Genomic DNA, 22,254 nt, shown 5'->3' with positions numbered 1-22,254 from the left:
GGATCGCGGTGCCGGCCCCGTTCACTTCGACTCGGTTGCCCGGCGTCCGCACCTCCTCGACGGACGCCCGGCAATCGACCCCCTAAGGACTTCGAGGAGGTCAAGATGCAGATTGATAAGGCAGTGCAGGATCGAGCCGCGGCCCGCGCCGCCGAGCTTCCCGGCTCCGAGCACACACACCAGTTCACCGGCGACTGGGAGGTATGGAAAGTCGGCGGCAAGGTGTTCATGCTGCAGACGTCCATGCCCGGCGAGCCCGTCGTGATCCTGAAAGCGGATCCATCCGACGCGGAGGCGCTCCGCGCAGCTCACGCGAGCATCTCGCCCGGCTACCACATGAACAAGAAGCACTGGATCACGGTGCGGGCGGGTGCGGACGTCGAGCCCGCGCTTGTCGACAAATTCGTGACCGAGTCGTACCTCCTCGTCGTCGCCGGCCTGCCGAAGCAGAGCCGTCCCGTCAATCCCGCTTCGTTCCGCGTCCCGCCCTCCGCCGACTGATCACGCTGACGCCGACCGCGCCCAGAGCGCTGTTGCCCCTCATCCGAGCAGCGCCCGCACCGGCGCATGGCGCCCTTACGTGGCCGGCCGCAACGACGAGGACCTCACCGTCGGCATCCTCATCGAGGCACACGTCCTCGACGACCGCCCGATCGAACGGGACTGTAAAACGAACGGTGTAACTCCTGGTCAAGGAGCAGCACCTGATGACGGATGTCGTGATCACCGAGGTCGATACTGATCAGGTGGCGAAGCGTGGACCGGCGCGGCCGGTGGGAGACGGGGTCGACGATCAGCTCGTCGCTCAGGTGGTGGAACAGGCCCGTGCGGCGGGTCTGCAGCTCACCGGCGAGGGCGGGCTGCTGCAGCAGCTGACCAAGCGTGTCCTGGAAGCCGCTCTCGATGGGGAGATCACCGATCACCTGGGCTATGACAAGGGCGACCCAGCCGGGAACAACGGTGGGAACTCCCGCAACGGGGTGCGGGGCAAGACGGTGCTGACGGAGGTCGGACCGGTGCAAATTGAGGTGCCCCGGGACCGTGACGGCACGTTCGAGCCGCAGATCGTGCGGAAGCGTCAGCGCCGGTTGTCTGGGGTCGAGGACATGGTGATTTCGTTGTCGGCCAAGGGTTTGACCACGGGGGAGATCCAGGCCCACCTGGCCGAGGTGTATGGCGCGGACGTGTCCCGGCAGACGATCTCCACGATCACCGACAAGGTCATCGAGGGCATGACCGAGTGGCAGAACCGCCCCTTGGACCCGGGGCGGTTTCTACTGGTCGTTGCGAATCCTGATGGGACGGGGTTCGCATGCCGAGATACGCGCCGAACAAGATGTCGACGGACGTCAAGCGTCGCTATTTCGAACTGATCAGGACAGGAGTGCTGGGTGCTCGAGCCGCCCAGGAAGTGGGCGTGTCGCTGAGTTGTGGATCATTGTGGTTCATCGACGCTGGCAGCGTGAGCTATGTCGAAACCCCGATCAGCGGGCGGTATCTGAGTCAGGACGACAGGATCGAGATCGCCGACGGGCTCGCCCGAGGAGAGCAGGTCAAGTCGATCGCCGCCCGGATCGGCAAGAGTTACCAGAGCGTGTACCGGGAGATCGCTCGCAACCGCAAACCCGACGGCCGGTATCAGCCGTGGTGTGCACACAACCAGGCTCATGTGCGCCGACGGCGCCCGAAGCCGCGGCGGCTGGCGGCCGACAACGCTAGCCCGGCGGCCTGGTCTGACACCCTTACCGCCCGCTTACGGGGCGTGGGTCCGGCCTTGTCCTGCTTCCACGGGTGGCGGTTCCCGCGGCTGGTGTCCACCGCGTACCCGGCCACGATGGGGTGTCTGTGCGCGCACTCCAGCATGGCCGGCCGCGGCGGGGCCATGGTGTCAGGCGTGGGAGCGCAGGTAGCGCACCAGCCCGGCGACGTCCTCCGGTACGAGGCGGCCGATGGCGCCGCTGGAGTAGACGGCGTTGAGTACGGAGCCGTCCGGGCCGAGGACGAAGCCGGTCGACTGCAGGTGACGGGGGTCGTCGTTGAGGTACGCGCCGGTCAGGGCGGCGACCTGCTCGGCGTCCGCGCTGTGGCCGACGGGGAATGCGAGGTGGTGCTTGTCGACCAGCGCCTTGGTGGTTGGTTCATCGTCGACGGAGAGCGCGGCGACCTGGACGTCGAGTGCGGTGAGGGTGTCGGTGGCGCGCTGGAACGCCGCGAGCTGGGCGGTGCAGTAGGGGCACCAGGAGCCCCGGTAGATCAGTACGACGCCGTAGTGCCCGGCGAACTCGTCGGGTAGCCGGAGGGCGCCCCCGCCGGTACGCGGCACCTCGAGGGTCGGGAAGGTCTGGCCGTTGTCGAGTCGAGCCATGATGCGTCTCCTTGTCAGCCGGTCCACGATCACGATTGAGTCAACACCGCGAAAACTGGACTGACGACCGCGGTGAAGTTGCGGCAGACCAGGTCCGGCGCCGGCGTGGCCTTCGGATCAGAACGCGAGGACGGCGGGCGCCACTTCTTGCGCAGGAAGGCGCCCTGCCGGCCGTCGGCGCGCATCGGCCGCTCGACCCGTTCGCGGCCGATGCGCCAGCCCCGGCGACGCAGCATCGCGTGCACCCGCGGGCTGCCGTAGGTGCCGCCCGACCGGTCGTGCACCGCCCGGATCTGGTCGAGCAGCTCGGCGTCGTCACGGCGGCGCTGCGACGGGCTGGCGGCCTGAGCGAGCCAGCCGTAGAACGTTGACGTGGCCACGCCGATCACCCGGAGGACGGGCTCGACCCCGAAGCGGTCACGCAGCTCGTCCACGAGCCTCATGACCGTCGCCGGGTCGGGTCGAGTTCCAGGGCGAAAAAAGCGCTCGCCGCCTTCAAGATTTCGTTGGCTCGCTTGAGCTCGGCGTTCTCCTTGTGCAGGTGCCGCAACTCCTCCAGCTTCGAGGTGGTGGGGCGGTCGCCGCGCTCGCCGCGGTCGGCCTCGTCCTGGCGGATCCAGTTGCGCAGCGCCTCGTGATGCACGCCAAGCTGGGCGGCCAACTGCCGGATCACCGGCCTGGGATCAGACTCCCGGTACAACCGCACCGCCCGAGCCCGCAGCTCGTCGGGGTACTTCTTCTGGGCGACCTCGGAGGACTCCCTTCCGCTCTATCAGAGCAGGATCGAAAGCCTCCGAGCTACCGGGGGAACCTCACCTGCACCGTCCCCCCGGGACAGGCCGAGTTCGGCGTCCAGCTTGCGGGTGGCGGGCATCCGGGTGTGCGGGGCGAGCCGCCCGGTGCGGATGGCATCCCGGAGCGCCTGTTCGAGCCCGGACCGGCGGCCGCTCGCCGGGGGGCCGGGTCCAGATGGAGATCCACGCCCAGGGCCGCCGAAGTGGACCAGGATTTCGTCATGGTATTGGACCTTAAGCATGTTCCAATCCGTGCGATAACATCGCTGCCATGACAGGTGAAGCACCCACGCCGCAGACCCGAGTCGACTTCTACTTCGACCCCGCCTGCCCTTTCGCCTGGATCACCTCGCGGTGGATCCTCGAGGTGGAGCCGCTGCGCGACCTTGACGTCCGGTTTCACGTCATGAGCCTGTATCTGCACAACGAGGGCAACGAGCTGCCCGGCTGGTATCGCGATCTTGTCGATCGCTCCCGCGGCCTGGTCCGCGTCGCCACGGCCGCGGTCGAGCACCACTCCGAGGACGTACTCCGCGGCCTCTACACCGCCTTCGGCACCCGCATTCACGATAAGGGAATGGAGGACTTCGACGCGGTCGCTGCCGAGTCCCTGGCCGAGCTCGGGCTCCCCGCGAGCCTCGCGGAGGCAGCGCGTTCGGCCGAGTACGACGCCGCCCTCCAGCGCAGCCACGACGCGGGCAAGGATCCTGCGGCGGGCGGTTATGTGGGCACGCCCACGATGCACATCGACGGAACGGCCTTCTTCGGCCCGGTGATGAACAGCATCCCGCGGGGCGAGGAGGCGGCGCGGCTCTTCGACGCAGTGCGGACCCTCTCGGCACACCCGGGCTTCTTCGAGCTGAAGCGGGAACGGACGGGCAGCCTGCGCTTCGACTAAGAACCCCTAACGCAATGAGGTTGGCAGGCCGGTCGCGGGGTAGTCGGCTCGGTCATGAGGAAGGGCCAACAGCCGCCGTGGATCCTGCCGGACGGGCTGTGGCAGCGCATCGAACCGCTCCTGCCCGCCCACCAGCGCCGGTACCGGTATCCCGGCCGTAAACGGCTGGATGACCGCAAGGCGTTGTGCGGGATCCTGTTCGTGCTGCACACCGGGATTCCCTGGGAGTTCCTGCCCCAGGAACTGGGGTTCGGGTCAGGGATGACCTGCTGGCGGCGCCTAGCTAGCCTCGCCATCCGCATGTCAGCGGCGGTACCGGGTACTTGGCGCCCGAGGAACGGGACTTCACCGTGACGCAGCCGACGTTGACCGCGAGGAGCAATTGAGATGAGCAGCGGCAGCACCCTCCGGCGGGGCCATCTCGGGCCGAACCTCACCCTGTTCCTGCTCGCCTCGATCCTCGTGTCGTTCCTCGCCTCCTCGTTCGCCCCGACCCCCCTCTACTCGACCTACCAGGCGGCCTGGCATTTCTCCCCGATCGTCACCACCGTCGTGTTCGGCGTCTACGCCGTCGCGGTACTCGGCTCGCTGCTGACCGCCGGCAAGCTCTCCGACCATGTCGGGCGGCGGCCGGTCCTGATCGTCGCGATCGCGATCCAGATGATCTCGCTGATCATCTTCATCCTCGCCAACGGTGTACCCACGCTGCTGGCGGCCCGTATCGTGCAAGGGCTCGCGGTCGGCCTCGCCATCGGCGCGATCGGGGCGGCCATGCTGGACGTCAACCGCGCCCGGGGCACGCTCGCCAACTCGATCGCCCCGGGTATCGGGGGCGGCCTCGGCGCCCTCCTCTCGGCGCTTCTCGTCCAGTTCCTGCCCGCACCGACCCGACTGATCTACATCGTCCTGCTGGTGGTCCTGCTGATCCAGGCCGTCGGGGTGGTGCTGATGCCCGAGACGGTCACCGCCAAGCCCGGCGCGGTACGGAGCCTGTTGCCGGAAATCAGCCTGCCCCGCACCATACGCGGGCCGATGCTGGTGGCCGCTCCGGTGTTCGTCGCCGGGTGGTCGCTGCTGAGCTTCTTCGGCGCCCTCGGTCCGGCGCTCGTCCGCTTACTCGGCCCCACCTCGATCGCGATCGGCGGGGTGGCGATCTTCGTCTTCACCGGCGTCTCGTCCGCCGCCGTCTTCGTGCTGCGCAACGCAACCGCGCGGACCTCGATGCTCACCGGAATCGCCACTCTCATCCTTGGCATGATCATTACGATGGTCGCGATCGACGCCAACTCCATCGCGGTCTTCTTCGTCGGCGTCGTGCTCGCCGGCATCGGCTTCGGCGGCACCTTCCAGGGCGGTCTCAAGACGGTGATGCCGCTGGTCGAGGCGCACGAACGGGCGAGCGTGCTCTCCCTGATCTACATCATCTGCTATGTGGCCCTCGGCCTGCCCGCCGTCATCGCCGGCTTCCTGGTGGTGCACGGGGGCGGCCTGCGCCGCACCGCGAACGAGTTCACCATCTTCGTTATCGTGCTGGCCGCGATCGCCCTGATCGGCCTGGTCGGGAACGCTCGGAAACGGACCATCCGGGCACCGGGGTGAAGTCGCTGGGGCCCGGCCGGCCGGCGGACCTTAATACAGCATGCGGATCACCAAGTACACCCATGCCTGCGTGCGACTCGAACACGACGGGCGGGTGCTCGTCATCGACCCCGGCATCTGGAGCGAACCGGCCGCCCTGGCCGGCGCCGACGCGGTGCTGGTGACGCATGAACACGCCGACCACGCCGACGTATTACGGCTGGCCGGGCTCGGCGTGCCGGTCTACGCACCGGCCGAGGCGGACCTCCCGCGGCTCGCGGTGACCGGAGTGTCTGCGGGCGAGGAGTTCACCCCGGCCGGGTTCCGGGTACGAGCGGTGGGCGGCCGGCACGCGTTCATCTACGGCGGACAGCCGGACTGCGCCAACCTGGGCTACCTCGTCGAGGACGCGCTCTATCACCCGGGCGACTCACTGCACGTCCCGGAGCAGCCGGTCGAGACGCTCCTGGTGCCGGCGCAGGGCTCATGGCTGAAGCTGGTCGAGGCGATCGACTTCGTCAAGGCGGTCGACCCGCGACGGGCGATCGCCATCCACGACGCCCAACTCAACGAACGCGGTCTCGCCAGCGTCAACGGTTGGCTCGGCGAAAAGGCCGGCGACCGCTACCGCTACCTGACTCCCGGCGAATCGCTCAAGCCCTAGCCTAGACGCCAAGGTGCACACCATGACCGGCAACAGCGACTACACCGTCCGGCAAGCCGCTTACGACCTACGCAAGATCCGAGGCAACCGTGTGGTTTGTTGCCAGCCAACCACCGGCGCGACCGGCGGCAGCGACAGCATCGCGGCCCGGTCGGCGTCCCACCGGTCCACGGGTCGGCAGCCCAACATTCGGTGCTGGCGGTTGTTCGCCCGCACCAACCACTCGGTGAGTTGGGCATTGAAGTCCTGCGGCGAGGCGAACCGGCGGCCGGGCAGGAACGAGGTCTCCAGATAGCCGTTGGCCCGCTCGACCAGGCCCTTGGCCTCCGGGTCCGCCGGCCGGCACTGGATCACCTTGATGCCGAGGGTGCCGCGGAAGGCGTTCATCGCCTCCGTCAACTGCGGCCTGCCGGCCCGCCACTGCCCGACAGCGGACTCGTTGTCCCACACCAACGCCTTGGGCGTCCGGTCCCACCCGGAGATCAGCGTCCAGTGCCCGCCCAGCAGGTCCGCCGACTGCCGGGACGGGATCATCACCGCCGACAGCCACCGCGAATACCCCGACACCATCACCAACACCGGAGGCCTGCCGACCTGCCCGAAGCCCAACGACACGTCCGCCGGCGGGAACCACAGATCACACTGCGCCAGCTCACCCGGCAGATACTCCGTTCGCTGGGCCGGGTCCGGGCGGCGGAACAACGGCCGCAGCTGCTGCACCCGATCGCAGAACACCGTCTTGCCCCGAGTCCAGCCGACCCGTTCCATGATCACCGTCGAGGGCATGTCCGGGAACTCCGCCAACAACGCCCTGATCTGCGGCTCGACCCCGTCCACGATCGAACCCTTCGTCGCCCGCCGATACCGCGGCGGCTCGTCACTGGCCAGGGCCTTCTTCACGGTGTTGCGAGACATCCTCAACCGCCGTGCGATGGCCTGGATCGCCATGCCCTCCGACCGCCGCAGCCGCCGGATCTTCGCCCAGTCCTCCACGCTCAGCACCTCCCGATGCTTCAGGAGATGGTCCCGATTCAGCCGGAACCACGTGGTCAGTTTTCAGGATCTGGCCCACTTTCCGTGATCGGGACTGATCCGGTCAGGCCAGCAGGACTCGCTTGCGGAGCAGGTCGAGGTTGGCGCGGCCATACATCTGTCGTTTGATCATCTTGATGCGGTTGACGTGGCCCTCGACGACGCCGGAGCTGTGGGGAAGGGTCAGACCGTTGAGGACGGCGTCGTAGTCACGGCGTAGGCCGGCGATGAATGAGTGCAGGTCGGGTTGGTCGTCTGCGGTCACGGCAGTGATCCAGGCGTTGAGGCGGTGCCCGCGCCGGCGGGTGAGTATCTCCGCGAGCGCGTTGACGTGGTCGGCCAGAGCGTTCAGATGCGGGCAGGCAGCCCGGATCGTGGCGAGGCCCGTGTGGTCCTCGGGGTGCAGCGTGTCGGGGTGACGCAGCAGCCAGGCGGTGATCCGGCGGACCTTCGGCGGCCGGGGCCGGGCTGGTGGTGGCGTGGCGGCGGCTCGCAGGGGTTGCAGGTAGGTACGCAGGGTGGTGGCACTGCCGCTGTAGCCACGGACGCGGATCTCGGCGAACAGTTCAGTGGCGTTGGTGATGCCATCGTTGAGGCGTTGATGCGGGAAGTCGAGGTGGTCATCGAGGATGCTGGGCCGACCGGCGCGAGGTTTGGCCAGGAGCTCATCGATGCTGCCGGCGCGGGCGAAGCGGCGCACGGTTCCGCGGGCCAGGTCGAGTCGCCGGGTGATCTCCCGGATGCTGTGGCCCTCAGCCCAGAGCGCCTGAACCTGTTCGTAACGGCGCCGGGTCCGAGGCACCAACAGTCCCTGCTCTGCCCGTTGGGCAGTGGCATCGACGGCAACCTGGGTCAGGTCCGCCGTGGCCGTCGGTGCGGGCTGCGGCGGTGCGATGGTGAGGCAGCGGTGGTGGCGGGCGACGGTCTTCTCGACGTGTTCGGCGAGGTTGTGCCACAGATGCCACCGGTCGGCCACCTGGATGGCCTGGGGCGCACCCGTGCGGGCTCCCTCGGCGTAGGCGTTGGCGCGATCTCGGCAGATGACCTGCACGGTCGGATGCTGCCCCAGCCACGTGGCGAGGGTGGCCGCTTCGCGATCGGGTAGCAGGTCGACCGGCCGGCGGGTGTCGACGTCGACCAGCACCGTCGCATAGCGGTGGCCTCGGCGCAGGGCGAAGTCATCCACGCCCACCGCGGTGAGCGTCCGGACCGGCGGGTCGGGCAGGGCGCGGACCAGCCGCAGGACGCTGCTGCGGCTGGTCACCAGGCCGAGGCGGTCGGCCAGCCGGGCACCCGCGCGACCGGCAAGAGCCACCCCGATCTTCTCCAGCGTGTGGCGAAGTAGCGGACTACGCCGTCCATATCTGGAGGTCAACCCGGTGACCTGCTCGGCGAACGTGCGGACCGGGCAGCGCACCGTGTCGCAGAAGAACCGGCGGACCCGTAACCGGATCTCCACCGGCTGGCCAGCCACCGCGGCATCGCTGAGTCGACGTTCGTAGCGGCTATGAACCCGCCGGGCCCGGCGTCCACAACCGGTACACGCCGCACGGCGGGCTCGCGCCCGCGCCCATATCCGCAGGCCAGCCGACTGCCGGTCCACTCGCTCAACCACGACAGGTGCCAGATGAGGCAGGACCGCAACAAGATCAGCCGATCGCACGACGCACCCTACACAGTGGATCCGGCGCACTGATCCGGGTCAGTCCCGATCACGGAAAGTGGGCCAGATCCAGTTTTCAGGCGGAGCCGACAACCGGCCGAAGCCGCAGCGCTGCTACGAGTCCTGGCTACGCCGCTACGCCGCCCGCCGCCAAATTCCGCGCACCTTGCTCGGTAAGCACCTGCGCTTCTCTGCCGCCGACTTCACCCGCGATCATCACCGCCGCCGCGCAACCCGCCACCGCACGCCGCCGCACCCCTCGACCACAGCACCGCACCAGCGACTTGCCACTACCGTGAAGTCACGCGTCCATAGGCAGGCAGGCGCTACGGGATCGGGGCGGAGGTCTGGTCGGTCGAGGCCGCGGCGGAGAGCATCCGCGCGAACATTTGCGCGGTACGGAGGCCTGCCGCGCCGCTCGCTCTGAATTGGCGGGTGGCCCCGTCAACGCATTCGACGGTCACGGTGACTCGACCGTGGATCGCGTCACTGCGCGCGAAGGTCACATCGGCGGCACTTAGGCTCTCGGCGGGTCGACGCTCGGCGTGCCAGATTTGAACTGCTGCGGCCGTAGCGCCAACGGCGCCGGCAACGACGACAGTCACGGCGGCGCCGATCAGCCACTGCCCAGCTCGTTCGTTCACGGCGTGGGTGACGCCGTTGGAGACCGCCCCAAGAACCATGCAGACCAGCACCGACCCCGCAGACCAGCGCAGCAGACGCCGCCACCGCAACGCGGCCGACGTGATAAAGACCGTCGTACCATCCAGCCTCAGGCTCGCGGTCTCGCCTGAGTCGAGGGCAACGGGGAAAGCCTTCACTCCGTCACAGTATGTCATGATTGGTCACTCAGGTAGAGAACCATCCGCTTGGGGAGTTATTGTGGCGGCATGTCGGCTTGGCTCAGACCGCCGTGGCTGCTCGGCCACCTGATTATCGGTGTGGCCGCTGCGACATGCCTACGTTTGGGCTGGTGGCAGTGGCACCACGCGCTGCAAGGCAGCGGCCGCAGTTACGGGTACGCATTGCAGTGGCCGCTGTTCGCCGCCTTCGGCGTGTTCTTCTGGACCCGCGTGGTGCGGGAGCGCCTCAGCCGAGCTGCCCGCACGTCTGAGGCTTACACATCTGCGGCAACGGCGACTGTCGGGCTCTCCTGGTCATTTCATCGTGGCGAAACGGACACGGGCCCAGCGGAGCGGCCGACATCGACCGGGACAGCGCAGCACGACGAGGACGACCCGGACGTGGCCGCGTACATGCACAGGCTGCGGTGGCTCAATGCCGACCCGCGTCGGCGCCTATCGGACTATCCCGGCTGCGACGGCCACTGATCCCAGCCGCGACGTCGGCTGGCCGGTTGGACACTGCGGGCAGTCCGGCGAGGCCAGCGCGGCGACGCTGCCGGGCGCCGCGCTGTCGCCCGGGGGCCTACGCTGGCAGCGGATCGCGGTCTTGGTAGGCCGCCACGAGTCGGAGCGCCGTTCGGAATCGAGCGGCCAGCACGCCGCATCGGGGGCAGAGCCTGAAAGAACCAGGTCTGCCCCGCTGCTTAACCAGCTGGGGGCCGGGCGCAGCGCGGCGAACCCACATCCAAAGCAAGAGGCCAAGTCACGTGATGGTGCCAAAACAAGGTGCCGATGGAGGCGCGTCGCCGCTGCGACTGAGTTGGTGTGAGCAGTGTCCCCGGCGAGGATGACAGCCCCGCCGGGGATCACTGCCGAGTTCACTGGCTGGAGCGGGCGTTCGGGGTGAGGATCAAGGCAAGGACAGCCGCGGTGACGGCGATGACGGCGCCGGTGGTGAAGCCGCGTGCGAAGCCGGTTGTGCTGGTGCCAGCGATGCTTGCCGCAGCGATGCTGGATACGACAGCCGCGCCGAGTGAAGCCCCGAATTCGTGGAAGGTGCTGACAATTCCGGATGCAAGACCGGCTTCGTGGGGCTGAACCTGGCCGAGTGCGGTAGCGGAGGCGACGACGAAGACCGCGCCGGTGCCGGCGGAGGCGATGCTGACTCCTATCACCATGGTCAACGTCCCTTCCCAGAGAGCGGGGATCGCCATGCCGGCGGCCGCGACGAGAAGTCCCAGCACGCCGAGAGCGCGAGCACCCGCACGACCGATGACGCGGCCTGCGGCGTTCGCGCCGAGCATGGTCGCGAGCGCCACGGGAAGGAAGAGCAACCCGGTGCGCAGCGCGCCGTAACCCCGGTGGTCTTGAAGGTAGAACGTTCCGAGGAAGAAGACGCTGATCATCAGAGCGGTCGCGACGAGGATCAGTAGCGTTCCGGCTGCGACGGGTCGACGCAATAGAAGTCGGACATCCATCAGTGGGCTGGCGGCGAGGCGCTGGCGGGCGACGAACGCTGCGTAGAGAGCCACTGCCGTGCCCAGCAGGATCAGGGTGACCGGCGTGCCCCAGCCTCGGTCTCCGGCCTGGATCAGGGCGTAGATCAGGGACCCGGTAGCGGCTGTTACCAGCACCGCGCCCGGCACATCGAGCCGACCGTCCCCGATCGGCCGAGGCTGCGGCGGAAGCTGAATGCGGAGGGTAAGCAGGAGGACAAGTCCGACGGGAACGTTGATGAAGAACACCCAGGGCCAGCCGGGCCCGGCGGTCAGCAGGCCGCCGAGGAGGACCCCGAGGGCCGCGCCGCCGCCGCCCAGCGCCGACCAGATTCCGAGGGCTTTGTTGCGCTCCTCGCCGTCGAAGATGGTGACGACCAGGGACAGCGCGGCGGGGGAGAGGATCGCCGCGGCCAAGCCTTGTGCGACGCGACCGCCTAGCAGCATAGGACCGTTATTCGCGAGTCCGGCGGTGAGGGACGCGGCGATGAAGAGCAGGAGCCCGGCGAGGACCAGGCGTCGGGCGCCGAACAGGTCGGCGGCGCGCCCGCCGAGCAGCAGCAGTCCGCCGAAGGCGAGGGTGTAGCCGCTGACCACCCAGGTGAGGGCCTCCCGCTCCAGGCCAAGATCTGCGCCTATGTGCGGCAGGGCGATCGCGACAACGGTGACGTCCAGGATGAGCATCAGTTGCGCGACCCCGACGAGTCCCAGGATCTTCCAGCGCTGCGGGTGGGGATGCGGGGATGTGGTGGTGACGGTCACGGGTTGGGCCATGACGGCCGGCCTCCTTCCGTAAGTCGAACAGGGGTGTTCGAGTTGTGGGAGAGATACCATAACCCGAACAGCGCTGTTCGAGTTGAGGAAGTTGCATGTCTCACCCCCCGGCGAAGCCGACCCTCCGAGCCGACGCCAAGCAGAACGTCGCGAAGATCCTGGACGCGGCCGTGGCCTGCCTGAGCCGCAACGCGGACGCGAGCGTGAGCGAGATCGCGAAAACGGCAGGGGTAGGCCGAGTGACGCTCTACGGGCACTTTCCCTCCCGAGAGGCCCTGGTCGACGCCGCGCTGACCCGAGCTATAGCCGATGGGGAACACGTCCTGCAGACGCTCGACCTGACCGGCGACCCCCGTGAGGCCCTAGACGCCCTGATCAGATCCAGCTGGCTGCTGGTCGCCCAGGCGACCGCCGTTCTCGAAGCGGCACAGACGACGTTGCCGCCCGGACGGGTGCAAGAACTCCACGCCGAACCTGCCCAGCGCGTTGACGACCTGATCCGCCGCGGCCAGTCAGAAGGGGCCTTCCGAGCCGATCTCCCAGCCAGTTGGCTGACCAGCGTCCTGCACCACGTCATCCACGGCGCGGCCATCGACGTCGCCAAGGGGCGACTGGAAAGCGCAGACGCCGCCCAATTCATCTCCGAGACGATCCTGGCCGCCTACACAAAAGCTGGCGCCTGACGAAGATTCGCCGGGGCCAGGCATTGCCAGCGCCCGCGCCGGACCGCGGCGCCGCCGGCCACACCACTCGGCAGAGCAGCTCCCGTCGACGCCCAACTCCTTCCGATGGCGGGGGCATAGGCACCCACCCCGCCGGTCGGCTCCTCGCGGCAAGGGCTTCGACGGTGACTGGGGGTTGCTGAAGGCGCAACTCATCGAAGCTCGGCGGCTGCGCCCCATCGGCCAGCCGGTCCCGACGCGTTGCACGGAAGGCACCTCGGCGCCGCCAGCGGCGGCCGAGTCGGGTCGTCGACCGTGTCCTGGCGGGCACCCGGGCCCTGGTTGCCGCAGCCGACCAAGCGCCACTCGCGCCGACACTTTGCGGACGAGGTCTAGGGCCTAGTCGTTGACGCGCTCGGGGTCGGGGTGGTGGGGGTTGGACTGCTGGTCGACGGAGAGGTCGACGGCGTCGGTGAGCGGGTAGGGCTGGGTGTGGTCGGGGTCGGCTCGGGGCCGGTAGGCGTCGGGGTGGGGCGGGGTCGAGTAGGCGTGGGAGTGGGCCTGGGCGACGCAGTGGGGCTGGGTGACGCAGTGGGGCTGGGTGACGGAGTGGGCCTGGGCGTGGCCATGGGCGGCGGTGCCGAAGGCGACGTGGTGGGCGCGGGGACCGCCGGGATCACCCGTGTTGCGGCGTAGAAGCGTGACCACCAGACGGAGGAAATCTTGACTACATCGCCGGTGGTGGGCGCCTGGACCATCTTGCCGTCGCCGATGTACATGCCCATGTGGTGGATCGTGGTCCAGCTAGAGCCCGAGGCGAAGACGACCAGATCGCCGGCGAGCAGCATGCTGCGGTCAACGGTGCGACCATGAGTGGCGTTGTACTGATCCCGCGACACGCGCGGCAGCTGGTCAAAGTCGGCGCCCTGCGATCGGTACGCAGAGACAAGCCCGGAGCAGTCGTAGCGATTGGGTCCCTCAGCCCCCCACTCGTAGGGCTTGCCGAGTTGGGCCCGAGCGAACCGGACCGCCGCGAGAGCGCGAGGGTTCGCGACCATCCCAGCGACGCTCTCACCGTCAGTGGTGTTCGGACGTAGCTGCCGCTCGGCGGCGTCACGCTGCCGCTCGAGCGCTTCGATCTTGCCGGTATTGCGCCGCCGAAGGTCCAGCAGCTCGGCTTGCCGCCTCTTGAAGGTCGCCTCTGCCGTCGTGTAGGTCGCGCGCGCGGCCTGAGCGGCGGTCGACGCGGCGCTGTGCGCGGCGATTGCTTGCTGCTCCGTCGCTTGCACGCGCAGCAGGTCACGGGCGCTCCCTTGGGAGTCGCCGGCGCGCTGCTGCCCCTTCTGAATGCGTAGGAGGGCGCCGAGATCCTGCAGATGGGAGCCGACCTCGCCCGGCGGCAACTCGGCCGCTCGCTTCATCGCCTCAGCGGCGGTGGGGCCGAGGTTCTGCTGCGCCTTCAGCAGCGCGGCCCGCGTGACCTGTAGCTGCCGCTCGGTCTCCTGCGACGCGGTTTCGGTCCGGGTCTGCTCCTGTTGGAGCGTCAGAAGCTGCTCGCCGAGGGTGGCTACCTCGGTCTCCTTGGCCAGGATCTGGGCAGCGAACGGTCCCAAGCCGGTCGGTGTCGTCGCTCCCAGGGTGGGCGGTGCAACGGCGCCGCCGCCGGGTAGTTGGACGGGGCTGGAGGGAACCGGCCTGGCGCCCGTGTCAGGAATGGCGTTGGGCAGGGGCGGATTCGCGTAGGCCGGCACGGTGATGGCCGTGGTGGCCACCGCGGTGAGCAGCGCCGACCAGAGGACGGGGCGAAGGACTGCCAGGCTTGCCCCCGGTCGCCTCGTCGGCCGGGCCTTGTGCCTCTTCGCCATGTCGCTCCTAAGAACGGGTGTCAGTAGACCGCGCGGACGTGAAGCGGTGCGCGACAGGATCGGCACGGGGGTTACCGACCCTGTCGCGCACCTACTAGTCGGCGATAGTAGTTCGACCACAGGGGAGATCACCACCCCTTGACCCTTGCCCCAGGCGCCGTGGTTGGCCGATCCGGCATCCCAACAGGACGATCAGGCCCCGCCGTGCCTGGCTCACGGGTAGCGCCGCTTGTTGCCGGCGGCGCGCCGCGGCGTTGACCGCGGTCGTCGCGGCACCCCTAGGATCCTGAGGGGGCCCCGGACACGAAGCGCAGACGTGTTCCGAGCTTTTCGAACGACACCCATTCTCCGCCCCAAGCAGGGCGTCAACGGTCCGATCTGCCCTGCGCCGGTTAGCCGGGATGCGGCCATTCAGAAGCCTGTTCGGTCGCCGGATAGGCGACGTGTCGAAGCGCCTGTAGCTGCTGCGGCTCTGTCCTGCTGACACGACGCCTGAGCCGATTACTACACCGAGGTAGTAGACGGCGTTCGTGGATCAGGGTACCGTCCATCGCTGTCCACCGACCTGCCGTCACGCCCTGTGATGCTGGCGCGGCTGTTTCAGCGAGAGGTACCAGAAACGTGTTGTTGCGACTTGAACGCAGAATGCGTAACGGCCTCGCGGCTGCGGCAGTGGTTGTGGCGGTCAGCTTGCTCGCGCCCTTCACATCCCCCGCGCTCGCGGTTCCATCCCCTGCCGAGGTAGAGAAGCAGCTGGACCAGGCGTGGGAGAAGCTCGAACCCGTCATCGAGCATTACAACAAGGTGCACAGCGAGCTCCTCGCGAACCAGAAGAAATCGAAGCAGCTCGGTGAACGCCTTCAGCCGCTGCAGCTGCGTGTGGAGATGTCACTGGGGCAGATCGGTGACATGGCAGCGCGGCAGTATCGGACCCCTCCGGCCTCGGCGGTCAACGCTGTCTTGTCCAGCACCTCCCCTCAAATGTTGGCGGACCGACTGGCGCTGCTCAATTACGTGGCGCGGTCCGATGCGGCGAAGATCGCCGACGTCGTGAAGCTGCGTGATGACCTCGCCGCGCAGCGCGCCCAGGTTGAGGCACTTGTCGCCAAGCAGAAACGTCTGGACGCCGAGCTGGCGCAGCGGAGGAAGGTCATCCAGGCCGAGGTGGACCGGCTGGAACGCCTACGAGCTCAAGCCGCCGGCGGTGGCAGCTCTGGTGGTGCACTGCGAATCGGCGCGTGTCCCGCCGTCTACATCGGCGGAGCAGCCGGCACCGCAGTGCGAACCGCTTGCGCACAGATCGGAAAGCCTTACGTCTGGGGCGCCGACGGGCCGTCGAGCTTCGACTGCTCTGGCCTGACGCAGTACGCGTGGAAGGCGGCGGGGGTGTCTCTGACCCACTTCACCGGGGCGCAGTGGCGTGAAGGAACCCCGATAGCCCGCGCTGACCTGCGACCTGGTGACCTGGTCTTCTTTTACAGCGACCTCCATCACGTGGGCATGTACGTGGGCAACGGGCTGATCGTTCATGCATCGAGGGCGGGGGTACCGGTGAAAATGGCGCGCATGGAAACCATGCCGTACATGGGCGCCCGCCGTCCTTGACCTGCGCCTGCACGGCTCTACTCGTGGCACCGGTGGTAGGACCTCAACCCCTGTCGACGCTGACCGAGCGTAGGGCTTGCCTGCTGGACTGAAGGTGCTGCGCCTGATCCGGGTGGGACGGCGGACGGACTCGCGGCGGCGCAGGGGTTGCCGACGGACGCCCGAGAGCATCGAACGAGTGACTCTTTCGCGTTCGCTCATGGTCGGGAATTGGTGGCCCCTACTGTGCGGATGTGAACCAGCTCCGTCTGCCTCGCCGGTTTCTGCTCACGGGAGCCGGCTCGGCCGCCGTGGCCGCATTGACCGCCTGCCAGGGGGCCAGCCAAGCCACCGCGCCAACACCGCCGCCGACCACCCGGACCGCTCGACCTACCACCGGGCGGACAGATGAGGCAGCGCTGCGGCGCAAAATCGCCAGCCTGCTCGTGGTGGGCTTCCGCGGTGACCGCGCGAATCAGAACGACTGGATCGTCAGGGCGGTCAGGGCCGGCCTCGGCGGAGTGATCCTGTTCGACCGGGACCTGGAAACCGATTCTGAGCGCAACATCCGGTCACCACGGCAGGTCACCGCGCTCATCAAGGACCTGAAGACCGCCTCGCCGGGACGGCTCATCGTGTCGATCGACCAGGAAGGGGGCCGAACCACCCGGCTCAACCCGGGCAACGGGTTTCCCGCGATCAAGTCACAGGCGGAGATCGGCGGCGAGAACTCGGCGACGGTGACACGCGAATGGGCGCGCAGCCTCGTCGCCAGCCTGACGCAGATCGGGGTCAACCTCAACTACACGCCAGTCGTGGACCTGAACGTCAATCCCGAAAGCCGGGCGATTGGAAAACTCGGCCGTAGCTTCTCCGCCAATCCTGACATCGTCGTCACCAACGCCACCGAGGAGATCCAGGTTCATCGCGCCGCCGGTGTAAAGACCACCCTCAAGCACTTCCCAGGATCGGGCAGCGCCGCCGGTAACACCGACTTTGAGGTCGTCGACGTCAGCTCCACCTGGCAGCCCATCGAGCTGGAGCCGTTCCGACGACTCATCCAGGCCGGACTTGCGGACTCCGTGATGGCCGCCCACGTGCTCAACACACAGTTAGACCCGAACCGGCCCGCGTCGCTGTCACGACCAGTCGTGACGGGCCTGCTCCGCGGCGAACTCGGTTGGCAGGGACCAGTGGTCAGCGACGACATGCAGGCCGTTGCCATCACCCGCCGCTACGGGTCCGCGGAGGCGGCCCACCTGGCGCTGCAGGCGGGTGTCGACCTACTTGTCTTCGCCAACCAGCAGGTATACGACCCAGAAATCTTCGACAAGACTCTCGACACCGTGGCTGCTCTTGTTCGCCGCGGCCAGCTCACCGAGGCGCACATTGACCAGTCCGTCGTCCGGGTTGACGCCCTCCGCCCGAAACGCTGACCGTCCCGCGTCAGGGCAGCAAGTAGGTACGCAGCGTCACTGCCCCGGCGCCCGACACGGCAGGCCGTCACCAGACCGGTGAAATCTAGTTGGCCGGGCCAGTCAGGCGGCTGCTATAGCAGCGACACGGGGACGTGGTCCGTATGATTGGAGGGTCCGCTGTAGGACTTCCAACCGGTAGCCGGGAACCAGATCTGGCGGTTCCAGATCACGTAGTAAATACCCAGGCGGTCGGCGTTGCGCAGGAGGAACGCGGCAAGATTGTTGCCATACATGCGCGTGTCGTTGTTGTACCAGGACCGGAAGCCGCTCTTTTGCAGCGACCAGTCGCAGGCCCGGCCTTTGGGATGCTCCCAGGGGCCGCCGGAGCGGTAGCAGCCGACGAACCGGTTGAAGCCGGCCCGCTTGACCTCCTTGTACATGTGCAGTGCTCGGGGGGTGACGCAGCCGGAGGTGGTGAGGTCCTTCTCCGAGCACGACTCGGGCCGCCAGTCCCCGTCGGACGTGCGGCCGGGGGCGATCCGGGCCACCGGCGACGTAGCCGACACCAGACCTCCGGTGAAGCCCTGACCTCCGACGAGCGAGAGGGCCTTCTCCGCCTCCCGTTTCTGCCGCGCCATGTCGTTCGTGAACTTCTGCTGCTTGCGCACCTCGGCGTCGAGTGCCGGCCTCGCCTGCTCGGCCCGGTTCTTGACCGCGTTCACCTCGGCCAACCGCGCTGCGTTGATCATGCTGAGCTCATCGAGAGCCCCGGCTCGCTGGACGAATGAGTCGGGACTGTTGTTGTCCAGCAGCATCGCGACCGCACCGATGCGGCCGGTTCGGTAGGACTGCGCGGCAATCTGGCTGACCTGGGGCGCCAGGGCATCCAACTCGCCCTGCGCCCGCTTCCCCTCCATCGCGAGTTCCAACTGGCGTTTCTGGGATTTCGCCAGATTGGCCTTGGCCTTGCTGTAGTCGCGGTTGCGCGACTCGATGACGTCGCTGAGCAACCGAGGTTCGTCGTCTTCCTCGTGCCCTGAAGGGGTGGGCGTGGAGGGGGCGGCGAACGCTGGCACCGGTCCGGCCAGGACCGTCAGGGCAGCGAGTACGGCCACCACAGGTGTCAACCAGCGGCGCAGGGGTGCCGTCACAGTGTTCCCTTCCGTGAAACGCGGACCGGGTTAGCTCAGGGGTTCGGAGCGGAATTAACCCCTACCGCTGGAGCGGCTTCACGCCAGTGACTCCGGTCCCCGGCTCGCCGCCCGGCGATGAGGGGGCCATGCCTACGCTGTTGCGCGTTGTCGGCGGTGACTGGCAGTGAGGCAACCGCGGAGTAGGCCGACGGATCTAGGGTCAGAAACGGATTGAGGCAGCCAATCGAAGGCAGTCTGTAACCGGCCATGCCCTCTCCACCGCAGCTGAGGTGACGCCTCGCCGAGGTCCCCGTTGATGTGGTGAGGCGCGGCCGGGATCGCACTGAGGTGGACGCTTTCGTCGCCACTCGCCGGCTCGCCGCGCCGCGACCTTCGGATGCCTCTCTTACTATTCGGCGATAGTAGAAGAGGATGGCAGAGGTTCCCTATCGGGGGGAGGCGCCGGAGAGTATGCAGGCCCACCGGTGCGCGGCGACGGTCTCCGGCGTCAGCCGCTGGCGCCGCGGGTGCGCGGACGGTGGATCCTCGCCGAGGTCCGCCCTGGAGACCGGCCGTGGCGGAAGGATCGAGACGACGGGGACGGGCAGCGGGACCAGGACCGGCAGCGCCCGAGGAGCGACGCGCATCCGGGCGTGAACGACGGGAGCGGCAATGTACGCAGGCGCGGCGGGCATGGCACTTGTGGCTGTGGTGATCGTGGCCGGGCTGTACTTGGCTCATCGCGCCGTCGCGATCGCGTCAGCGCCGCTGACCAGCCTGCCGTTCCAATCCGGCTGGCCCCCCGAGGAACACGCCCTCTCGCGTTACCACGTGAGGTGGTACCTGGCGACCCTGCTGTTTCTCGCGTTCGACGTTGAGATGTTGTTCATGTACCCCTGGGCGGTCGTGGTCGCCGAGCTCGGGATCACGGCCATCGTCGAGATGTTCATCTTCCTCGGCAGCGCTTTCATCGCGGTGCTGTGGGCGTGGCGCGAGGGGGCCCTGCGGTGGGTCTGAACAGCACATGGGCCGAGCTCGTGACCCGCCACGCGCATGTGCTGCTGATAGAGGCACCCGGGCACTGGCTCACACGAGCCGCGGTCGAGCGCCACATCCTCGAGCGAGGATGGCGCTTAGCCCAGTCCCCAGCGGACGCCGATGTCCTGGCCGTCTGCGGCGCACCAGGCCCGGAGCTGTCCGAGGTGGCGCACCGACTGTGGAGCCAGCTTCCCGGACCGAGGGGCCGTGTCGACATCGACTCCCCGGACGCCGTGCGCAACGCGCTTGACGCCGCCGAAGCGGGCCTGCGCGACAGCGATCGGCAACAGACGGACAGCCGCGATCGCCGAGACGGCCGCGGTGCGGAGGCGCGCCATGAAGATCACCCGACCGAGCACCAGGGCGCGTATGGGCAGCACGCGGAAGATCGCGGCAACGAACATGCCACCCACCGGGTGAACGTGGCCCGACCCCAAGACGCGCAACGGCATGAGAGTAGGGACCAGCGCGGCGTTGCCGAGCACGGCCACCACGCCGGCGAAGGCCTATCAGATGGTTCCGCGGACCCGCAGCATCACGGGGGAGCGGGCCAATCCTGTCAGAGGCCCGGCGAGCAGGGTAGGCCTGCGGGTGGACACGAGCACGACGCCGTTGGGCACACGGGTCACGACGCGATGGGCCACGGCAGCCACCGCCCGCAGCACGACGATGGCCGCAGCACGGAGCCTGACGACGACCACCGCACCCCGCAGCGTGGCCACCATGGCATGGGTCACGGCGGCGACGGCCGCGACATGGCGCACGATGCCGCGGGCGGTGGCGAGCACACCGGCCACGCCGGCATGGGACACGGGGAGATGAACATGGCTCCGGCCGGTATCCCGCTCGCCAGCGGCGCCGAGGACCGTGACGGCCTGGAGTTGGACGTCCTGCACGCACGGCTGGGTCCCGTGCTCGCGCACTGGCCCGCGGGTCTGGTCCTGCGATGCACCCTTCAGGGCGACGTCATCCTCGACGCGGAAGCCAGTCTCATCGATGCCGGTCCGTCCGCTCCCGTGACCGACGCTCGGATCAGCAGCGTGCACCTTTTCGCGGCTCGTCGGTGCGACAACGCCGCGGGCCTGTTGGCGTTGGCGGGCTTCGACGACGCCGCGTCCCGTGCCCGCCGTGTCCGCGACGCCGTGCTGCGCGCCGACGGTACCGCGCACGCGTCGCAGCAGCTGCGTCGGTTGACGCGGATGGCGCGACGCTCGTGGCTATTGCGATGGTCCATGCGACGTCTCGGTCCCCTCACCGAGCAGGACCTGGCGCGGTGGCACCTTCCCGAGCACCTTCGCGGTGATACTCGGGACCGGCTGCTGAGCATGCTGGATCGCGCCGCCCAGGGACTAGCCCAGGCGGACGGTCAACCAGCGCACGAGCGGCCGGCGGTGCTGATCGAGGCGGTAGCCGATCTCGTGCGGGGCTGGGACCTCGCCACCGCGCGGCTCATCGTCGCCAGTCTCGACCTGGACGCGTTGACGGCGGACCGCGAGGTGAGCCGTGTCTGACCCGTCCGTGACGGTCGTAGCCCCGCTCTGGGCGCTGGCAGCGGCCGGTCTCCTGGGTCTGCTCATGCTCGCCGCCGCGGTCCTCAACGGTGCTCTGTCCGCCCGAGCCGCCGGCGCTGATGTCCGTACCGGCCTGACCCGCCCAATCGGCGAGGTGGCCCGGCTGATGCGGCAGCGGCGCCGTGTCACCGTCGCCGCGGATACCCTGCTGTGGCGCATCGGTGGCGCCGGCCTACTGGTGATGGCCATGATGATCATCACCGTCGTGCCGTTAGGCGATTGGACCTTGTTCGACCTCGACGTCGGGGTGGTGTGGTTCAACGCCATGGACGTCCTGGCGTGGGCGTTTGTGTGGCTGACCGGTTGGGGCGCCAACTCGGCGCACTCACTGGTCGGCGGTTACCGCTTCCTGGCTCACGGACTCGGCTACGAGCTGCCGCTGATGTTCGCGCTGGTAGCGCCGGCGGTGGCCGCGTCGAGCCTGAATGTCGGCACGATCGCGGCCGCCCAACAAGGTCTGTGGTTCGTGGTGTGGATGCCGGTGGCATTCCTCGTCTTTTGTATGGGCGTGTTGGCCATAGCCGTCTGGGGGCCATTCTCCCCGGCCTTGGGCCCTGACGTAGCCGGTGGGGTTGGCGTGGAGTTGTCGGGTGTTGACCGGCTGCTGTTCCTCAGCGGCCGGTATGCCCTGCTGGCCGCCGGTGCGGCGTTCGCGGTGCCGATGTTCCTCGGCGGCGGCGCCGGTCCGCTGCTGCCCGCCTGGATGTGGGTGCTGGTCAAAACCCTCGCCCTGCTCGCCGCGTTCGTGTGGCTGCGCCGCCACCTCCCGGCGGCGCGACCGGACCTGTTCATGGAAGTCGGCTGGGTCGTGTTACTGCCCGCCGTGCTGCTGCAGGACCTACTCGTCGCCGGCATCGCCCTCGGTAGGAGCTGA

Annotated in this window: 21 protein-coding genes, 4 pseudogenes and 1 riboswitch; of the genes and pseudogenes, 14 read left to right on the top strand and 11 right to left on the bottom strand. The window is 68.4% G+C overall.

Features of this window, described 5'->3' with window-relative positions; all coding sequences use genetic code 11:
• Window positions 1-105: 105 nt before the first annotated feature.
• The 3 genes and pseudogenes from ACWD5O_RS26485 to ACWD5O_RS26475 all read left to right on the top strand — a co-directional run.
• Window positions 106-501 (top strand): MmcQ/YjbR family DNA-binding protein, encoded by a 396-nt coding sequence (locus tag ACWD5O_RS26485; protein WP_387331149.1) that lies wholly within the window; start codon window positions 106-108, stop codon window positions 499-501.
• 206 nt (window positions 502-707) lie between these two features.
• Window positions 708-1,373 (top strand): transposase, encoded by a 666-nt coding sequence (locus tag ACWD5O_RS26480; RefSeq protein ID WP_449939280.1) that lies wholly within the window; start codon window positions 708-710, stop codon window positions 1,371-1,373.
• Window positions 1,337-1,759 (top strand): annotated as a pseudogene (locus ACWD5O_RS26475) (helix-turn-helix domain-containing protein); the annotation flags it as partial. The gene ACWD5O_RS26480 and the pseudogene ACWD5O_RS26475, both read left to right, overlap by 37 nt.
• A 129-nt stretch (window positions 1,760-1,888) precedes the next feature.
• On the opposite strand, the gene ACWD5O_RS26470 reads toward ACWD5O_RS26475, so the two are convergent.
• The 3 genes and pseudogenes from ACWD5O_RS26470 to ACWD5O_RS26460 form a co-directional block, all read right to left on the bottom strand.
• On the bottom strand, window positions 1,889-2,365 hold the full coding sequence (locus ACWD5O_RS26470) for a peroxiredoxin family protein (RefSeq protein WP_387330429.1): 477 nt from the start codon (window positions 2,363-2,365) through the stop codon (window positions 1,889-1,891).
• Between the two features lie 29 nt (window positions 2,366-2,394).
• Window positions 2,395-2,808 carry an IS3 family transposase gene (locus ACWD5O_RS26465; RefSeq protein WP_387330427.1) on the bottom strand — a complete coding sequence of 138 codons (414 nt, stop codon included), beginning with the start codon at window positions 2,806-2,808 and terminating at the stop codon, window positions 2,395-2,397.
• A pseudogene (locus tag ACWD5O_RS26460) lies at window positions 2,805-3,095 on the bottom strand (transposase); the annotation flags it as partial. The pseudogene ACWD5O_RS26460 and the gene ACWD5O_RS26465, both read right to left, overlap by 4 nt.
• 335 nt (window positions 3,096-3,430) lie before the next feature.
• Here ACWD5O_RS26460 and ACWD5O_RS26455 point away from each other — a divergent pair.
• The 4 genes and pseudogenes from ACWD5O_RS26455 (at window position 3,431) to ACWD5O_RS26440 (ending at window position 6,299) form a co-directional block, all read left to right on the top strand.
• Window positions 3,431-4,057 (top strand): mycothiol-dependent nitroreductase Rv2466c family protein, encoded by a 627-nt coding sequence (locus ACWD5O_RS26455; RefSeq protein WP_387330424.1) that lies wholly within the window; start codon window positions 3,431-3,433, stop codon window positions 4,055-4,057.
• A gap of 54 nt (window positions 4,058-4,111) precedes the next feature.
• Window positions 4,112-4,339: pseudogene (locus tag ACWD5O_RS26450) on the top strand (transposase); the annotation flags it as partial.
• A gap of 105 nt (window positions 4,340-4,444) precedes the next feature.
• Window positions 4,445-5,656, top strand: a complete 1,212-nt coding sequence (locus ACWD5O_RS26445; protein ID WP_450086878.1) for an MFS transporter — start codon at window positions 4,445-4,447, stop codon at window positions 5,654-5,656.
• Between the two features lie 40 nt (window positions 5,657-5,696).
• Window positions 5,697-6,299: an MBL fold metallo-hydrolase gene (locus tag ACWD5O_RS26440; protein ID WP_354968549.1), complete on the top strand. Its 603-nt coding sequence runs from the start codon at window positions 5,697-5,699 to the stop codon at window positions 6,297-6,299.
• A gap of 78 nt (window positions 6,300-6,377) precedes the next feature.
• Here ACWD5O_RS26440 and istA read toward each other — a convergent pair.
• The 3 genes and pseudogenes from istA to ACWD5O_RS26425 all read right to left on the bottom strand — a co-directional run.
• Window positions 6,378-7,301, bottom strand: a pseudogene (gene istA / locus ACWD5O_RS26435) (IS21 family transposase); the annotation flags it as partial.
• Window positions 7,302-7,395: 94 nt separating this feature from the next.
• Window positions 7,396-8,934 (bottom strand): ISL3 family transposase, encoded by a 1,539-nt coding sequence (locus tag ACWD5O_RS26430; RefSeq protein ID WP_450086877.1) that lies wholly within the window; start codon window positions 8,932-8,934, stop codon window positions 7,396-7,398.
• 386 nt (window positions 8,935-9,320) lie between these two features.
• Window positions 9,321-9,815, bottom strand: a complete 495-nt coding sequence (locus ACWD5O_RS26425; RefSeq protein WP_354968550.1) for a hypothetical protein — start codon at window positions 9,813-9,815, stop codon at window positions 9,321-9,323.
• 69 nt (window positions 9,816-9,884) lie between these two features.
• Between ACWD5O_RS26425 and ACWD5O_RS26420 the strand changes: the two genes are divergently transcribed.
• Window positions 9,885-10,325 (top strand): hypothetical protein, encoded by a 441-nt coding sequence (locus tag ACWD5O_RS26420; protein ID WP_450086876.1) that lies wholly within the window; start codon window positions 9,885-9,887, stop codon window positions 10,323-10,325.
• A gap of 392 nt (window positions 10,326-10,717) precedes the next feature.
• On the opposite strand, the gene ACWD5O_RS26415 is transcribed toward ACWD5O_RS26420, so the two are convergent.
• Window positions 10,718-12,109: an MFS transporter gene (locus tag ACWD5O_RS26415; RefSeq protein ID WP_450086875.1), complete on the bottom strand. Its 1,392-nt coding sequence runs from the start codon at window positions 12,107-12,109 to the stop codon at window positions 10,718-10,720.
• Window positions 12,110-12,204: 95 nt separating this feature from the next.
• Here ACWD5O_RS26415 and ACWD5O_RS26410 point away from each other — a divergent pair, with 95 nt between their 5' ends.
• A complete protein-coding gene (locus ACWD5O_RS26410) occupies window positions 12,205-12,792 on the top strand; it encodes a TetR/AcrR family transcriptional regulator (RefSeq protein ID WP_354968553.1) in 588 nt (195 codons plus the stop codon).
• 371 nt (window positions 12,793-13,163) lie between these two features.
• Here the strand turns inward: ACWD5O_RS26410 and ACWD5O_RS26405 are convergent, their stop codons facing one another.
• Window positions 13,164-14,636, bottom strand: coding sequence for a C40 family peptidase (locus ACWD5O_RS26405; RefSeq protein ID WP_450086874.1), 1,473 nt, complete (start codon window positions 14,634-14,636; stop codon window positions 13,164-13,166).
• 621 nt (window positions 14,637-15,257) lie between these two features.
• Here ACWD5O_RS26405 and ACWD5O_RS26400 point away from each other — a divergent pair.
• Entirely contained in the window at window positions 15,258-16,241 is a 984-nt protein-coding gene (locus tag ACWD5O_RS26400; RefSeq protein WP_450086873.1) for an NlpC/P60 family protein, read from the top strand.
• A 233-nt stretch (window positions 16,242-16,474) separates the two neighbouring features.
• Window positions 16,475-17,656: a glycoside hydrolase family 3 N-terminal domain-containing protein gene (locus ACWD5O_RS26395; RefSeq protein ID WP_450086872.1), complete on the top strand. Its 1,182-nt coding sequence runs from the start codon at window positions 16,475-16,477 to the stop codon at window positions 17,654-17,656.
• A gap of 113 nt (window positions 17,657-17,769) precedes the next feature.
• Here the strand turns inward: ACWD5O_RS26395 and ACWD5O_RS26390 are convergent, their stop codons facing one another.
• The gene (locus tag ACWD5O_RS26390) at window positions 17,770-18,789 is read right to left on the bottom strand and encodes a coiled-coil domain-containing protein (protein WP_450086871.1); all 1,020 of its coding nucleotides are present in this window, start codon (window positions 18,787-18,789) and stop codon (window positions 17,770-17,772) included.
• Between the two features lie 4 nt (window positions 18,790-18,793).
• Window positions 18,794-18,938: riboswitch (cyclic di-AMP (ydaO/yuaA leader) on the bottom strand.
• A 505-nt stretch (window positions 18,939-19,443) separates the two neighbouring features.
• On the opposite strand from ACWD5O_RS26390, the gene ACWD5O_RS26385 reads away from it, so the two are divergent.
• Window positions 19,444-19,788, top strand: a complete 345-nt coding sequence (locus tag ACWD5O_RS26385; RefSeq protein WP_450086870.1) for an NADH-quinone oxidoreductase subunit A — start codon at window positions 19,444-19,446, stop codon at window positions 19,786-19,788.
• A gap of 116 nt (window positions 19,789-19,904) precedes the next feature.
• On the opposite strand, the gene ACWD5O_RS26380 is transcribed toward ACWD5O_RS26385, so the two are convergent.
• Window positions 19,905-20,222 (bottom strand): hypothetical protein, encoded by a 318-nt coding sequence (locus ACWD5O_RS26380; RefSeq protein WP_450086869.1) that lies wholly within the window; start codon window positions 20,220-20,222, stop codon window positions 19,905-19,907.
• A gap of 96 nt (window positions 20,223-20,318) precedes the next feature.
• A complete protein-coding gene (locus ACWD5O_RS26375) occupies window positions 20,319-20,606 on the bottom strand; it encodes a hypothetical protein (protein WP_450086868.1) in 288 nt (95 codons plus the stop codon).
• Window positions 20,607-20,633: 27 nt separating this feature from the next.
• Between ACWD5O_RS26375 and ACWD5O_RS26370 the strand changes: the two genes are divergently transcribed.
• Window positions 20,634-21,320, top strand: a complete 687-nt coding sequence (locus ACWD5O_RS26370) for a hypothetical protein (protein ID WP_450086867.1) — start codon at window positions 20,634-20,636, stop codon at window positions 21,318-21,320.
• A gap of 64 nt (window positions 21,321-21,384) precedes the next feature.
• Complete coding sequence (locus ACWD5O_RS26365; RefSeq protein ID WP_450086882.1) at window positions 21,385-22,254, top strand: complex I subunit 1 family protein; 870 nt, start codon at window positions 21,385-21,387, stop codon at window positions 22,252-22,254.

The sequence above is a fragment of the Micromonospora sp. NPDC005161 genome, assembly GCF_053599855.1.
The sequence above is the reverse complement of the archived record's forward strand: the minus strand, read 5'-3'. Positions and strand labels throughout refer to the sequence as shown.

Bases quoted from the DNA above. Each gene is read 5' to 3' on its own strand.
- ACWD5O_RS26485 (WP_387331149.1), top strand. From the start codon at position 106: ATGCAGATTGATAAGGCAGTGCAGGATCGAGCCGCGGCCCGCGCCGCC.
- ACWD5O_RS26480 (WP_449939280.1), top strand. From the start codon at position 708: ATGACGGATGTCGTGATCACCGAGGTCGATACTGATCAGGTGGCGAAG.
- ACWD5O_RS26470 (WP_387330429.1), bottom strand. From the start codon at position 2,365: ATGGCTCGACTCGACAACGGCCAGACCTTCCCGACCCTCGAGGTGCCG.
- ACWD5O_RS26465 (WP_387330427.1), bottom strand. From the start codon at position 2,808: ATGAGGCTCGTGGACGAGCTGCGTGACCGCTTCGGGGTCGAGCCCGTC.
- ACWD5O_RS26455 (WP_387330424.1), top strand. From the start codon at position 3,431: ATGACAGGTGAAGCACCCACGCCGCAGACCCGAGTCGACTTCTACTTC.
- ACWD5O_RS26445 (WP_450086878.1), top strand. From the start codon at position 4,445: ATGAGCAGCGGCAGCACCCTCCGGCGGGGCCATCTCGGGCCGAACCTC.
- ACWD5O_RS26440 (WP_354968549.1), top strand. From the start codon at position 5,697: ATGCGGATCACCAAGTACACCCATGCCTGCGTGCGACTCGAACACGAC.
- ACWD5O_RS26420 (WP_450086876.1), top strand. From the start codon at position 9,885: ATGTCGGCTTGGCTCAGACCGCCGTGGCTGCTCGGCCACCTGATTATC.
- ACWD5O_RS26415 (WP_450086875.1), bottom strand. From the start codon at position 12,109: ATGGCCCAACCCGTGACCGTCACCACCACATCCCCGCATCCCCACCCG.
- ACWD5O_RS26410 (WP_354968553.1), top strand. From the start codon at position 12,205: ATGTCTCACCCCCCGGCGAAGCCGACCCTCCGAGCCGACGCCAAGCAG.
- ACWD5O_RS26405 (WP_450086874.1), bottom strand. From the start codon at position 14,636: ATGGCGAAGAGGCACAAGGCCCGGCCGACGAGGCGACCGGGGGCAAGC.
- ACWD5O_RS26385 (WP_450086870.1), top strand. From the start codon at position 19,444: ATGTACGCAGGCGCGGCGGGCATGGCACTTGTGGCTGTGGTGATCGTG.
- ACWD5O_RS26370 (WP_450086867.1), top strand. From the start codon at position 20,634: ATGGCTCCGGCCGGTATCCCGCTCGCCAGCGGCGCCGAGGACCGTGAC.
- ACWD5O_RS26365 (WP_450086882.1), top strand. From the start codon at position 21,385: ATGCTCGCCGCCGCGGTCCTCAACGGTGCTCTGTCCGCCCGAGCCGCC.